The 13,582-nt window shown below is 61.4% G+C and carries 12 protein-coding genes; 4 read left to right on the forward strand and 8 right to left on the reverse strand.

Annotation, left to right across the window (positions count from 1 at the left end):
• Positions 1-18 precede the first annotated feature (18 nt).
• On the reverse strand, positions 19-2,433 hold the full coding sequence (locus NK8_RS37795) for a glycoside hydrolase family 31 protein (RefSeq protein WP_213234305.1): 2,415 nt from the start codon (positions 2,431-2,433) through the stop codon (positions 19-21).
• Between the two features lie 24 nt (positions 2,434-2,457).
• Positions 2,458-3,744, reverse strand: a complete 1,287-nt coding sequence (locus tag NK8_RS37800) for an MFS transporter (protein ID WP_213234306.1) — start codon at positions 3,742-3,744, stop codon at positions 2,458-2,460.
• 301 nt (positions 3,745-4,045) lie between these two features.
• Here NK8_RS37800 and NK8_RS37805 point away from each other — a divergent pair, with 301 nt between their 5' ends.
• The 4 genes from NK8_RS37805 to NK8_RS37820 all read left to right on the forward strand — a co-directional run bounded on the left by NK8_RS37805 (position 4,046) and on the right by NK8_RS37820 (position 7,189).
• On the forward strand, positions 4,046-4,444 hold the full coding sequence (locus tag NK8_RS37805) for a VOC family protein (RefSeq protein ID WP_061176940.1): 399 nt from the start codon (positions 4,046-4,048) through the stop codon (positions 4,442-4,444).
• A 63-nt stretch (positions 4,445-4,507) separates the two neighbouring features.
• Complete coding sequence (locus NK8_RS37810) at positions 4,508-5,152, forward strand: twin-arginine translocation signal domain-containing protein (protein WP_162069445.1); 645 nt, start codon at positions 4,508-4,510, stop codon at positions 5,150-5,152.
• A gap of 36 nt (positions 5,153-5,188) precedes the next feature.
• Complete coding sequence (locus NK8_RS37815) at positions 5,189-6,772, forward strand: GMC family oxidoreductase (RefSeq protein WP_213234307.1); 1,584 nt, start codon at positions 5,189-5,191, stop codon at positions 6,770-6,772.
• A gap of 87 nt (positions 6,773-6,859) precedes the next feature.
• Positions 6,860-7,189: a ribbon-helix-helix domain-containing protein gene (locus tag NK8_RS37820; RefSeq protein WP_213234308.1), complete on the forward strand. Its 330-nt coding sequence runs from the start codon at positions 6,860-6,862 to the stop codon at positions 7,187-7,189.
• A 220-nt stretch (positions 7,190-7,409) separates the two neighbouring features.
• On the opposite strand, the gene NK8_RS37825 is transcribed toward NK8_RS37820, so the two are convergent.
• From NK8_RS37825 to NK8_RS37850, 6 genes are all read right to left on the reverse strand, one after another.
• Complete coding sequence (locus tag NK8_RS37825; RefSeq protein ID WP_162068466.1) at positions 7,410-8,159, reverse strand: IclR family transcriptional regulator; 750 nt, start codon at positions 8,157-8,159, stop codon at positions 7,410-7,412.
• 11 nt (positions 8,160-8,170) lie between these two features.
• The gene (locus tag NK8_RS37830; RefSeq protein ID WP_301549929.1) at positions 8,171-8,923 is read right to left on the reverse strand and encodes an amino acid ABC transporter ATP-binding protein; all 753 of its coding nucleotides are present in this window, start codon (positions 8,921-8,923) and stop codon (positions 8,171-8,173) included.
• Positions 8,920-9,564, reverse strand: coding sequence for an amino acid ABC transporter permease (locus NK8_RS37835; RefSeq protein WP_162068464.1), 645 nt, complete (start codon positions 9,562-9,564; stop codon positions 8,920-8,922). Before NK8_RS37835 ends, NK8_RS37830 begins: the two co-directional genes overlap by 4 nt.
• Before the next feature lie 11 nt (positions 9,565-9,575).
• Positions 9,576-10,292 carry an amino acid ABC transporter permease gene (locus NK8_RS37840; RefSeq protein WP_213234309.1) on the reverse strand — a complete coding sequence of 239 codons (717 nt, stop codon included), beginning with the start codon at positions 10,290-10,292 and terminating at the stop codon, positions 9,576-9,578.
• 13 nt (positions 10,293-10,305) lie between these two features.
• Positions 10,306-11,157 (reverse strand): transporter substrate-binding domain-containing protein, encoded by an 852-nt coding sequence (locus NK8_RS37845; protein WP_213234310.1) that lies wholly within the window; start codon positions 11,155-11,157, stop codon positions 10,306-10,308.
• Between the two features lie 384 nt (positions 11,158-11,541).
• Positions 11,542-12,639 carry a lipopolysaccharide biosynthesis protein gene (locus tag NK8_RS37850; RefSeq protein ID WP_213234311.1) on the reverse strand — a complete coding sequence of 366 codons (1,098 nt, stop codon included), beginning with the start codon at positions 12,637-12,639 and terminating at the stop codon, positions 11,542-11,544.
• Positions 12,640-13,582: the final 943 nt, after the last annotated feature.

Here is a 13,582-nt window from a genome sequence, read left to right on the forward strand (position 1 = left end):
CTGGTTGTTTCCTTTGGGTCAGTGCACGAGACGTACTGTGAAATGGCGCCAGCCATCGGCGATGCGCTCGCTGGTCAGCTCGCCCGTCGCGCAGGTCACGCTTCGCGTGTCCGTCGCGGGCACGCTCACGCGGACTTCGTTCTGCGCGCGCGGCATCTCGCCGTGCCATTCGATTGCAATGCGCAAATGCTGCGCGTCACTTTCGATGACGACGCCCCAGCGCCCTTGCACGCCGTCGCGCCAGGCTTCGCTCTCGCCGTCGTCCTCGATGCATTCGCCCCGCGCGATACCTACGCCCGCACACGGCAATGCGATGAACGCGCGCTCATCGGCCGGGCGCGCGAAGTGCTGTTCCGCGATGTTCAGCGCGATCACATGACCCTCGCGGATCAGCATGACGGGGCGATGGTGCGGCGCGGGCAAGGTCACGTGCTGGCCGCCGTCGAAGACTTCGCCGCCCCAGTACGACGCCCAGCGCGCGCCCGCCGGAAGATAGACTTCTCGCTCGGTGCGGCCCGCCTCGACGACTGGGGCGACGAGCAGCGACGCACCGAGCATCATGTCGTCGCCATCGGCGAGGCAGCGCGGATCGTTCGGAAACTCCGCGAACATCGGCCGCAACACGGGTTCATAGTCCCGATGCGATTGCCAAAGCAGTTCGTACAGGTACGGAATGAGCCGGTAACGCAACTTGATGAGCCCGGCGATGACGTCCGTGGTCTCGGGATACATCCACGGTTCGTTGACGGTGCCGTCGTCATTCCATGAATGAATCGAAAAGCGCGGCAGGAAGATGCCGAATGCGACCCAGCGCAACAGCAATTCGGGCGTGGGAGCCGGACCCGCAAAGCCGCCTATGTCATGGCCGCTGTTCGACACCCCCGACATCGCGAGACCGAGGCCCATCTTCAGATTGAAGCGCAGCGTTTCCCACGACGTGTAGTTGTCGCCCGACCACGTCTGCACATAGCGATGCATGCCGACACCGCCCGAACGCGACACGAGAAACGGCCGCACGCCGGGCGCATGTTCGCGCTGCGCGTCGCGCGATGCACGCATCATCAGTTGCGTCTGCAAGACCTTGGCCTCGCGCGCGGGGAACGCCTTGCCGAAGCCGCGTGCGATGGCGTCGGGGCTCCAGATCTCGAATTCGTTGTTGTCGTTCCATGTCGCGGCGATGCCGTGGCGCAAGAGGCTATCCTTCACGCGCGCCTTCCACCAGTCGATGGTTCGCGGATTCGTGAAGTCGAGATACGCGCCCACTTCGTCCCAGAACTGCACCCACGCGGGCTCGCCGTCGCGCGCTTCGATCAGCAGGCCCGCATCGGCGACCGATTCGAACAGCGGATGATCCTGCAACAGACACGGCTTGATGTTCGGGCACAGGCGCACGCCTTCGCGCAGGTAGCTCGCAACGAAGCCATCGATATCGGGAAACTTGTCGCGATTCCAGTTGAACACGTAGCGCTTGCCGCCGATCGACGTATAGCCCGACGACAGATGGAACGAGTCGCACAAAATGTCGTGCTCGCGGCACCGTTCGATGAATTCAGCCATGCGCCGTTGCGCGTCGGGAGCGTCGGTGTAGCTCATCGTCGAGCCGGAGTAGCCGAGGCCCCACTTCGGCATCCACGCGGGCCGTCCAGTCAGCCACGTGAAGCGGCGCACGGCGTTGAGCGGCGTATCGGGCGAGGCGATGAAGTAATAGTCGAGATCGCCATGCTCGGCGACGAAGTGCCGATAGTGCCCGTGATAGTTGTCGAGTTCGCGGCCCATGTCGAAGCGGCAATCGGCGAGCGTGTCGTAGAAGAGGCCGAAGCCCGTCGACGTCTGCGGCTGCCACGTCACGTAAAACGGAATGTGCTTGTAGAGCGGATCGGTCGTGCGGGCGCTGTAGCCCATCGCATCGACATTGCGCATTTCGTATCTCTGATTCGCGCGATCGAGCGAGCCCGCGCGCTCGCCGAGTCCGACGTAAATTTCGTCCGGCTTGCGCTCGACATAGTGGTACACGCGTTCGTCCCACCAGCCGAAGTTGTACGCTTGCGTTTTGCGATCGTTCATCGCGTCGTGCCAGCGTCCGTCGCGCCGGATTTGCCACGCGCAAAAGCCGCCATCGAGCGCGACCGTCACGCGGATTTGCGACGTTTCGATGACGACACGGCCCGCTTCCTCCGACAACGTGAACGGCGCGGGCGTGAAGCCGCTCGTATCGTAGCGGTCGCGTCCTTCGAGCGGCACGTCTTCCTGACCGGGCGCGATCGCCCATGTGCGCGGGCCGCGCAGTTCGCCATGCGGCAGCACCAGTACGCGGATGATGTCGTCGGCGAGAACGAACAGATCGATGCGCGCGCCTTCCGCGCAACGCAGCGCGACACGGTTGTCCGTTCGTTCCGATAGCGCGAAACGCGGACGATTCTTCAAATTGGCCATGATGTGTCTCCAGTTGATTCGATCTCAGGCTGCCCGTTGCGCCGTTTCTTGCGGATTCGCATCGCTTTTCACGCCGCGCATCAGCACGACGAGCAACGCCGCGCCGATCAGGTCGAACGCGCCGAGCGCGGCGAACAGCGGCGTATAGCCGATCGAATCCGCGAGCGCGCCGACGACGAGCGAAAAGCCCAGTCCGCCGATCCACGCCGCCATGCCCGCGAAGCCGGCGGCGGTGCCGACTTCGCCGGGCTCGAAGACATCGGCGGCGAGCGTGTTGACGAGCGCGGAGATCATCTGATGCGCGAAGCCGCCGACGCAGAAGAGCGCGATGGCCTCATACGGCGACGCGACGAGCCCGATGCACGCCGGCCCGATCATCATGAACGCGCCGAGCACGACGCCCGCGATGCGCGAGGCAATGAGCGGCAGGCGAAAGCGCTTCATCAGGAACGGCGACAGATAGCCGCCGAACAGCCCGCCCAGATCGGCGGCGAGGAACGGCAGCCACGCGAACATCGCGATCTGCTTGAGGTCCATGTGGCGCTCGGTGGCGAGATAGAGCGGAATCCAGAAGCTGAAGGTCTGCCACGCGGGCTCGGCGAAGAAGCGTGCCTGCGCGATTGCCCAGAAGCGGCGCGTGCCGAGCACTTCGCGGATGCGGCGCTGCCCTTGCGAACGCTGCGCCACCGGCGTCTGCCCATCGACGATCGCATTGCGCTCATGCTCGCCGATGCGCGGATGTTCGCCCGGCGCGCGATAGAGCCAGTACCAGAACGCGGCCCAGACAAAGCCCATCGCGCCGGTCACGACGAACGCGCTTTGCCAGCCGTAGCGCAGCGAAAGAAAGACGACGAGCGGCGGCGCGAACAGGGAACCCAACGACGTGCCCGCGTTGAAGTAGCCGACCGCAACCGACTTCTCGCGATTCGGAAACCATTCCGCGACCACCTTCATGCCCGCCGGAATCGCGACGGCCTCCGACAGGCCCATGAGCCCGCGCATCGCGGCGAGCGACATCCAGCCCGTGGCGAACGCGTGCGCGATGCCCGTGGCCGACCAGAGGCACGCGAACAGCGCGAAGCCGAGCCGCAGCCCGATGATGTCGATGATGAGCCCGCACACCGGCTGCATGATCGTATAGCCGACCTGGAACGCGGCGACGACGTAGGAGTATTGCTGCGTGCTCATGTTCATGAGCGTTTTCAGCTCGGAGGCCATGACGCCGAGCGCATTGCGCGAAAGATAGTTGACGATCGTGCCCGCGCAGACGAGCGCGATGATCCACCAGCGCAAGCCGATGACTGTTTTCAAGATGAGTCTCCGTTGTTCTTGGCGGGCGACGAGCGGCGGCGCGCTGTGCCCGATATTCGGATATCTCAATGATCGAATTCGAATATTCGGTCATCGAAAACCGTCATTTATCGTACTACCGGCGGGCATATTTATCGCGAATGCGACAAATAATTTCGTTTTTGTTTATAGATGTTCGTTTGCGCGCACGATGACCACGATGCACCCGTGCGCCTCGGGGAAATGCCTAGACCCGATTTAACCGGCCATTACCCTTTGCCCGCGCGGCTTCCTACACTTCTCTCATCAGGAGGAGGCGCCCATGTCAAAACTCATTCACACGATGATTCGCGTGCAGGATCTGCAGCGCTCGCTCGATTTCTATCAGAAGGCTTTCGATTTGGGCGTCGCGCATCGGCTGGACTTTCCGGACTTCACGCTCGCCTATCTGCGCAACGACGAGACGCATGCCGAACTCGAACTCACCTGGAACAAGGGGCGCACCGAGCCCTATACGCATGGCGACGGCTACGGTCATGTCGCGGTGAGCGTGCCGGATGTGAAAGCCGAGCGCGAGCGCCTGATCGGCCTCGGCCTCACGCCCAATGACGTGCGCGAATTCAAGAACGACGACGGCTCGCTGATCGCGCGGTACTTCTTCATTCAGGACCCGGACGGCTACAAGGTCGAAGTGCTCGAACGTCACGGACATTACGAGTAGTCACAGCGGCACCACGCAGGACCACATAAATAAGCGGTTGCAGTGCCCCACAAGGAGAGAGACATGCGAGACACGATCATCCCGATCGTCGCGCAGCGGCGCGCGCACGACGGTGGACATCATCACGACCACGACGAAATCGCCGCCGCCCCCCCGAAGATCGCACTGACCAGGCGTGAATTCCTGCGCGGCACCGGCGTGCTGGTCGGCACCATCGCGGCGACGTCGATTTTCGCGAGCCTCGCGCCGAGCCGCGTCTGGGCGCTCGAAATGCAGGGCTTGAGCACGCATCAGGGCGAAGTGCTGCTGCAAGTGACGCGGCAGATCTATCCGCACGCGACGCTCGATGACGCCGTCTACGCGCTCGTCGTCAAGGATCTCGACGCCAAGGCGAAAGCCGATCCCGCCGTGCGTCAGCAACTCGCCGACGGCGTCGCCCAGCTCGACGCCAAAGCCGGCTCCGACTGGACCAGGCGGGGCGCGAACGACAAGGCGCAGGACGTCGCCGCGCTCGCGGGCACGCCGTTCTTCAACACGGTCCGCAGCACCGCGGTCGTTTCGCTGTACAGCAATCCGATGGCCTACGAGCACTTCGGCTACGGCGCGTCGAGAGGCGATGGCGGTTATCTGCATCAGGGCTTCAACAGCCTGTCGTGGCTGCCGGATCCGCCCGCGGGCGCGAGCGGTCCCATTCCGACCGACAGTTGAGCAAGCGAGCCCATCAAGCGACAAGCGGAGACCGACATGGATCAGGGTAACAAGGTGCAGTTCAAGCACAGCGACGGCAATGTGGTCGTCGTCATCGGATCGGGTGCGGGTGGCGGCACGCTCGCCAACGAGCTCGCGCAAAAGGGCATCGACGTGGTCGTGCTCGAAGCGGGCAAGCTGCATACGCAAGGCGATTTCTCGACATCGGAGTGGGACGCCTTCAAGATGCTTTCGTGGCTCGACACGCGCACGACCTCGGGTTCGTGGCGCGTCGCGAAGGACTTTCCGAATCTGCCGGCGTGGGTCTGCAAGACGGTCGGCGGCACGACCACGCACTGGGCGGGCGCGAGCCTGCGCATCCAGCCGCACGAGTTCAAGGCGAAGACGACTTACGGCGATGTGCAGGGCGCCAATCTGCTCGACTGGCCGATCACGCGCGCGGACCTCGACCCGTACTACGACCGCGCCGAAAAGAAGATGGGCGTGACGCGCACGAACGGGCTGCCGGGCTTGCCGGGCAACAACAACTTCAAGGTGATGTCGGCGGGCGCGGCGAAGGTCGGCTACAAGGATTGCAACACCGGCCACATGGCGATCAACAGCACGGTGCGCGACGATCGCACGCACTGCTTCCAGCGCGGCTTCTGCTTTCAGGGCTGCCGCATGGGCGCGAAGTGGTCGACGCTCTATACCGAGCTGCCGCGCGCGCAGGCGACGGGTCACATGGAATTGCGCACCGAGGCGCACGTCGTGAAGATCGAGCACGATGCGCGCGGCAAGGTGACGGGCGTCGTCTACTACGATGCGAGCGGCAAGCTGCAACGGCAACGCGCGCGCGTCGTCGCGGTCGCGGGCAATGCGATCGAGACGCCGCGGCTCTTGTTCAATTCGCAGTCGAGCAAATTCCCCGATGGACTCGCGAACGGTTCGGGCCAGCTCGGTCGCAACTATATGCGGCACACCACGGGCTCGGTCTACGGCGTGTTCAACGACAAGGTCGAGATGTACAAGGGCACGACGATGGCCGGCATCATCGAGGACGAAGCGGTGTTCGAGCCCAAGCGCGGCTTCGCGGGCGGCTATCACATGGAGACGATCTCGCTCGGACTGCCGTTCTACGCCGCGTTTCTCGATCCGGGCGCGTGGGGCCCGAACTTCACGTCGGCGCTGGATCAGTATCAGTACACGGCGGGCATGTGGATCGTCGGCGAGGACATGCCGCGCGAATCGAACCGCATCACGCTCAATACCAGCGTGAAGGATCAGTACGGCCTGCCGGTGCCGAACGTTCACTTCGACGATCACCCGAACGACGAAGCGATGCGTGAGCACGCGTTCAAGCAGGGCAGCGCGGTGTACGAGGCGGCGGGCGCGAAGGCGACGTATATCGTGCCGCCGTATCCGTCGACGCACAATCTGGGCACTGCGCGCATGAGCGCCAAGGCCGGCGACGGCGTGTGTAATCCGCACGGCCAGACGCACGAAGTGGCGAACCTGTTCATCTCCGATGGCAGCCAGTTCACCACGGGCGCCGCCGAAAACCCGACGCTCACGATCGTCACGCTCGCGATTCGCCAGGCGGATTACATCGCGAACCAGATGAAGCAGCGCAGGGTTTGACGCAATTGCTGTTTTGCGCGTAGGGAAGTAGCTTGGTCCACGGCCGTCGTGCGCGAGCATGACGGCCCGTTTCCGGAGGCTATCGTCATGTGTGGGGTGTATATCAACGCCGATCCGATCCTCTATGAATCGCGCACGCGCTCGCTGCGCATTCATGGCGTGATCACCACGGTCCGGCTCGAAAATCTCTTCTGGGACGTGCTGCAGGAAATCGCGGGGCGCGAGAACCTGACCACGAGCCAGTTCGCCGTCAAGCTCTATGATGAGTTGATCGCGCTGCGCGGCGAGGTGCCGACCAACTTCGCATCGTTTCTGCGTGTGTGCTGTCTGCGATATCTGTCGATGCGCGAGGCTAAGCAGAACGCGGAGAGTGAGGTGGCGGGGGCGGTGGCGTTGCGGGTTTTGAAGGCGGGTTAGCAGGATGCCGCGATCAGCCGCTTTTCGGGCGATAGCGCGTGTGCCTCGGGAAAGTGAGTCGATGTCAGAGCGGTTCAACTCCTGCCTGGACATAGCAAACTCGAGTCCGCCAAGCGAACGCGCCTAGGACGCCACTGCTTTGCGCAGAATATCGTTCACTTCCTTGAGCGCCGCACTCTCCTGTTCCAATTCATCGATACGCTGAAGCCGTGTATCCACGTCAGCGATGCGAAAGCGCCTGCGCCGACAGAAGCAGATCGTCCAGCATCGACTGACGGCGTTCGGGGTCCGTGTCGCGGCCCGTCATGAAGCACAGCGCGGCGATCGGGATGCCCGCGCGGTCGCGAACGGGCGCGGCCATGCAGAGCCGGAACGCGTTGGATAGCCCTTCCGTGCAGCAATAGCCAAGCGTTTTCGCGTTCTGCACATCGCGCATGAATTCATCGAAATCGATGTGCACGCCGTTGTCGAGCACGAAGTCATCCGCGGGAATCAGGGTGCGGATGGCATCGGCGTTCATGTGACCGAGCAGCAGGCGCCCGGTCGCGGTCCACGGAATTGGCACGCGCACGCCGATATCCGAGCTGATGTTGAACGGCCGCGCACTGTTCTCCGATAACACGACCGAGTATTTATTCCCTTCGAGCATGCACAACTGCGTGGTCTCGTCGTACTTGCGCACGAGCGCGAGAATAGACTGATGCGCGCGGCTGATGAGGTCGTTGTGCGCCGCGTAGTCCGAGCCGTAGTAATGCATCTCGCGTCCGAAGAACACACTGCCATCCGTCGATGTTTCGAGCCAGCCCACTTCGGTGAGAATGGCGACGAGTTCGTAGATGCTCGAACGCGGCGAGCCGGTCGCTTCGATCAGCTCGCGCATCGTCATGGGCCGCTGCGCGTGATGCAGCTTCCTCAAGATATCGATGACACGGTCCACGCCTCGCGCGCGCGACGATTCCGTTGCTGCCATTCGTTGACCCTTCAATGGTCGAGCACACGGCTGAGAAACTGCCGCGTGCGTTCGTTTGACGGGTTGACGAAGATTTGCTCCGGATCGCCTTGCTCTGCAATCACGCCCTTGTCCATGAACACGACGCGATCCGCCGTCTTGCGCGCAAAGCCCATTTCATGCGTGACGACGACCATCGTCATGCCGTCGCGCGCGAGGCCGCGCATCACTTCCGTCACTTCGCCGACGAGTTCGGGATCGAGTGCGGATGTGGCTTCATCGAAGAACATGATGCCGGGTTCGACCGCCAGCGCCCGCGCAATGGCGACGCGCTGCTGCTGTCCGCCCGACAACTGGCTCGGATAATGCGATGCACGGTCCGCGAGACCCACGCGGTCGAGCGTTGCCATTGCGCGTTTGCGCGCATCGGCGGACGACATGCCGCGCGCCTTGATCAGCGCGAGGGTGACATTGCCGAGCGCGGTCTTATGCGGGAACAAGTTGAACTGCTGAAACACCATGCCGACGTGGCCGCGAATCTCGCGCGCGCGCTTCGGATCGTGCAGGGGCACTTCGTTGACCCACACCTGGCCGGAGTCCGTCGTTTCCAGTCCGGCCATGATGCGAAGCACGGTGCTCTTGCCCGAACCGGATGCGCCGATCAGCACGAGCACTTCGCCTGCGCGCACTTCGAGATTGATCTCGTTGAGAACGCGCGTCGCGCCGAATGCCTTGCTCACGCCCGACAGCGAAATGACGGGCTTGTTCTGGATGGAATCGCTCACGTAAGTCTCCGGCGGTCATGATGGCGCACCCATTGCGAAAGCGGGAAGCACACGACGAAATAGATCAGCGCGACGAGTCCGTAAATCTCGACCGGTTTGCCGATGCGATCCACGATCGCCTGGCCACCGTGCATCAGTTCGGACATGCCGATCATGCTGACGATCGAGGTATCCTTGATGAGGGACAGGTATTGCCCGACGAGCGGCGGCAGCACGATGCGTCCGGTCTGCGGTAACACGACCGAGGCAAAGGTCTGCATGCGCGACAGACCGAGAATCTGCGAGACTTCCCACTGTCCCTTCGGCACTGATTCGATGCCGGAGCGAAAGACTTCCGCGATATAAGCGCCCTGATACACGCTCAAGCCGATCACGCCCGCTGCAAAGACATCGATTGCATAGCCGAAGTACGAGACGCCGAAGTAGATGAACATCAGCGTGATGAGTACGGGCGTACCGCGAAACAACTCCGTGTAGAGCTTCGCGATTCGGTCCGTGCCCCACGGCCCGAACGACCGGAGCACGGCGGCGAGCAGGCCGATGAGCGTGCTCCCGACGATCGCCGCGACAGACAAGAGCAGCGTCGTCACGAGACCTTGCAGCAAAATCGACAGACTGTTTCTCAGCAATTCAAGTGACATGACTCAATCCCTCATGCACGATTCGCACGCCGCAGCGTGAAACCAAGCCAACGCGCACCCGGCCTCACGATGAGCGGCGGATGAAACATGCGTGCGCCGAGTTGACTGGCAATCCACGACAACACATTGCTCAGCACCAGATACGCGACGAGCACGACCGCGAACGTCTGGACATACAAGAGCGTGCGCGAATTGATGACGGTTGCGGTGCCGGTGAGCTCGGGCAACGCAATTGCGGACAACAGCGAAGTACCGAGCAACAACTGAATCAGATAATTGACGATGGCCGGATACACCGCACGCGCCGCCTGCGGCAACACGACCTCTTTGAAAATCTGCCCGCGTTCCAGGCCAAGAATGCCGGCTGCTTCAATCTGTCCGCGCGGCACCGATTGCATGCCCGCGCGGAACACTTCCGACAGATACGCGCCCACGTTCACGCCCAGCGCGATGACACCGGCCCAATATGCATCGAGCGCAATGCCCATCGACGGCAAGCCGAAGAACACGATGAAAATCTGCAGCAACACCGGCGTATTGCGGATGGCTTCGACGTAAGCCCGCGCGATGAACCGCACGATGGCCGACGGCGACATGCCGGCAAGCGCCGCGATCAGACCGAGCGCGAGCGCCAGCACGAACGCCAGCATCGTGACCTGCAAGGTCAGCCAGCCCGCCTTCAGAAACTCGGGGACGTAGCCCCATAGAGTCAGCCATTGATAGCTCATCTGCGCCTCCGCTTCAGAACTGCGGATTGAGCGGATATCTCGGATCGACGCCGAACCACTTCTTGTACAACTGCGCGTTTAGTTTCGATGCATTGACGTTGAACAGGAACAGGTTCAGATAGTTGAGCCACGCCTGGTCACCCGCCTTCACGCCGAACGCGTTGTACTCGAGCGGCACGAGTGCTTCGTTCGTTACGGCCAGTTCCGGATCGAGCTTCGCCTGATACGCAAGGAAGTTGTTGTCCTCGATCATCGCATCGGCCTGGCCCTGCTTGACCGCGAGAATGGCCGCCTGCGAACTGTCATATTCCTGAATCTTGACGGGGATGCCCATCGAGCGGACTTCGTCGCCGTTGGTCGAGCCTTTGACCGTGGCGATGGTGCGCCCGCTCATGTCCTTCGCCGACTGGATGCCGCTGCTCTTCTTCACGAGCATCGCTTCGCTGGCGACAACGTACGGCGACGTGAATTCGACGACCTTCGCGCGTTCGAGGTTGCGCGTGAAGTTGCAGAACACGACATCGACCTTGGCGGTCTGTAGATTCGGGATGCGGTTCGCGCTGGTCGTGTTCACGACCTCGAGCTTCACGCCCATTTGCTTGGCGAGCTCCTTGGCGAGGTCGACGTCGTAGCCGTCCGGATTGCCGTCTTTGTCGTAAAAGCCGAACGGCGCGAACGTGAGGCAGTCGCCGACACGCAGCGTGCCGCGCTGGAGCACGGCTTGAAGCGTCGATGCAGGCGCCGCTGCCGATGAACCCTGCTCGGGCGTCGCCACTTTGGTGCAGGCGGAGAGCGCGAGCAGTCCGCTCACGGCGGTTGCGGCGAACAGCATGGCGGCTTTCGCGCCCTTGGTGGCGAGCTTCATGTTCAGATCCTGATTTAGGGGTTGGACTGAGAAACCGCTTCCGTCGAAGCGCTACAGTGTCCGATATATCGGACAGTTATCTGGTGAGCCGGATTGTTGTCGAAGTGTTGGACGCTAAAAAGGGCCGTGCAAGCCGCCAGAACCCTTATTGCTTCGAGAATTTTGTTGGGCTAGCTAAAACGTGCAGCGTTCACGTGTTCGTCCGCGAAGCGCAACGATTTTTTGATCCACAGTGGGACGTTGAGCTACGGTCGATGATGCCAACGTGAATTCAAATGGCGGGAGGAGCGGCCTGGAACGCTCCGCTCCTCTACCCGACAGATTTGACTGCGTAAGCGGCTTGCGAGACCACCGTGCGCCATCCGCGCCGGTAAGCTCTGCACGCTATCTGGGGTGGTTCGCGATGAAGTTCTTGACTGCCGTGTACGCAGCTTTCTTCGTCTTGCCGTCGCTTTGCAACATCCCGTAATTTCCTTCCTGGGAGTCGTACAACTCGAAGCCCTGGACGGACTGGACGTTGTATTTCGACGCCTGCGTGTAGTACTGCAGCATCATCAGGTTGCCGGTCAGGTAGGAGGCGATGGCGTCATTCGTGCCGTATTCGGGACGCACGCCGTACTCGTTGATCCAGACCGGTCTGCCAAACGAACTGATAATACCGAGGATGTCATGGCATCCCGTGCCGCCGCAGGCATTAGTGATGTCGCCTTGATCGGAGTACCAGTGCCATGCGGTGATGTCCCAGCTGACCGTCGGGTGACCGTGCGTCCCGTCGGGCTGCGAGCCGTCAAGGAGCATTTGAAAAAACGCAATATGCTTCCACGTTCCATCGACGATGATCTTTGCCGAACTGTCGACCGATTTCACACCTGCGATCATGCCGCGAATAACACCGCGCGCGATCATGAACGGCTGGTTACTGTACTGATACCACACGTTGCCGTCGTAGTTTCCGGCCAGCGCGGCTGAGTCCAGCTCATTCGCAACTTCGTAGTACGCGTACTTGTACGTCTGCGCCGTCTGCTGACCCATCGTGTAACCGGCGTTGTAGGCCGCTTCCTCGGTATCGAAGCCCAGGCCGAGCAGCATCACCGGATACACCTGAACGCCGCCTGCCGCAAACTGCTTGGCAACGGTCGCGAGCACCTTGGCCGATCCCAGGCTGTACACGTCGTTGCGGAAAATCTTTACGCCGAGGTCTTGCAATTGCGACAACTGCGTTGCGTAGGGCGTGTTGTCGTACGCGCCGCCGTTGGTGATGTGACCGTTCATGCCATAAAAGATCGAACCGGTGGTGGCGGCTTTTGCGGTCGCCTCGGGCGTATCGGCGGCCTTGACCGTCGCAGCATCAACGGTGCCTTCGCTTCCGCCGCCGCAAGCCGCGAGCATCAGGCTTGCGCCGACCACAACTGCGACAGCCGAGAACTTGCCGAGAGAGAATTGGCCGAGAAAAAGATTGCTTATTTTCTTTTTAAATATCATGGTGATTAGTAATCCAAATTAAATGCGTCATTCTGTTTCGACGCCGGACTGGTGACTTTAGGGCCCTGATCCAGTCATCGGTTGTCGATGTAATCAGGAACCGAACCCAAAAAAGCTGCCGCCGTCAGTACGTAAATATTCAAACGGACTGGACGCGACTGTGGCCCGGCGCGAGTCTGCGCGGGAGGCCGTGTAATGGATCAGTGCATCGGCGCGCACGCGCTCTTGCGTTTCGGAAAAGTCGACAGAGACGGGACAAACTTACCGAATTTGTCTGACCTTATAAGCGCTTTTACGGCAAAGCCTACGGATTTCTTTAATTGGTATGAGGAACTTAAGGGCGGCGCGCCACGTTTGTGCGAATCGATAGGTAATAGTTACCTTGAATAGGTTTGGGAACCAGATGACTACAGGAGGACAACGGACTGGTCGATCAGCGGCGCATCTAGTTCAAATCAGAACTCGTGGTCGCGCGCCTTTTTTGCTTCTGGCGCTCTCAATCTCACGTCAGTGCAGCGAAGTAGATATTCGGAATCCTGATTAAAATCCCCGTGTGGAGTGGGTGACGTTTTATCAGGTCTTGGACCCGCTTAGTTGACTTACTGAGACGTGTTCCGTCAATTAGCGACGCCTCGCTGGTACAGATCGATTTGGAGGATGCTGCGATGGAGGATCTGTCGTTCTGGGCGGTGATGCCGAGCGGGCGCTACGTTCCAAACAGGGTGAACGTGTTCCGCGACGCGCTTCGAAATCAGATCGCCGAACTCAGCGAACAACGCTGACGCTCTCTCGTGGAACGGCGTCCTTACCTTGAGGCTCAGCCGGTGGATGCAACACGAAAAATTGCCGATTCCGTCGACGCAGGCTGTCGAACCACAAGCAAGCCCGACAGCCTGCGTCGTTCACGAAGCGGTAATGTGCGTGCGATAAGCCGTCACGCTGA

It is taken from the genome of Caballeronia sp. NK8 (assembly GCF_018408855.1).
GTDB lineage: Bacteria > Pseudomonadota > Gammaproteobacteria > Burkholderiales > Burkholderiaceae > Caballeronia.

Excerpts from the sequence above, each read along its gene's own strand:
- NK8_RS37795 (WP_213234305.1), bottom strand. The coding sequence starts at position 2,433 with ATGGCCAATTTGAAGAATCGTCCGCGTTTCGCGCTATCGGAACGAACG.
- NK8_RS37850 (WP_213234311.1), bottom strand. The coding sequence starts at position 12,639 with ATGATATTTAAAAAGAAAATAAGCAATCTTTTTCTCGGCCAATTCTCT.
- NK8_RS37825 (WP_162068466.1), bottom strand. The coding sequence starts at position 8,159 with ATGGCAGCAACGGAATCGTCGCGCGCGCGAGGCGTGGACCGTGTCATC.
- NK8_RS37820 (WP_213234308.1), top strand. The coding sequence starts at position 6,860 with ATGTGTGGGGTGTATATCAACGCCGATCCGATCCTCTATGAATCGCGC.
- NK8_RS37810 (WP_162069445.1), top strand. The coding sequence starts at position 4,508 with ATGCGAGACACGATCATCCCGATCGTCGCGCAGCGGCGCGCGCACGAC.
- NK8_RS37845 (WP_213234310.1), bottom strand. The coding sequence starts at position 11,157 with ATGAAGCTCGCCACCAAGGGCGCGAAAGCCGCCATGCTGTTCGCCGCA.
- NK8_RS37840 (WP_213234309.1), bottom strand. The coding sequence starts at position 10,292 with ATGAGCTATCAATGGCTGACTCTATGGGGCTACGTCCCCGAGTTTCTG.
- NK8_RS37835 (WP_162068464.1), bottom strand. The coding sequence starts at position 9,564 with ATGTCACTTGAATTGCTGAGAAACAGTCTGTCGATTTTGCTGCAAGGT.
- NK8_RS37805 (WP_061176940.1), top strand. The coding sequence starts at position 4,046 with ATGTCAAAACTCATTCACACGATGATTCGCGTGCAGGATCTGCAGCGC.
- NK8_RS37815 (WP_213234307.1), top strand. The coding sequence starts at position 5,189 with ATGGATCAGGGTAACAAGGTGCAGTTCAAGCACAGCGACGGCAATGTG.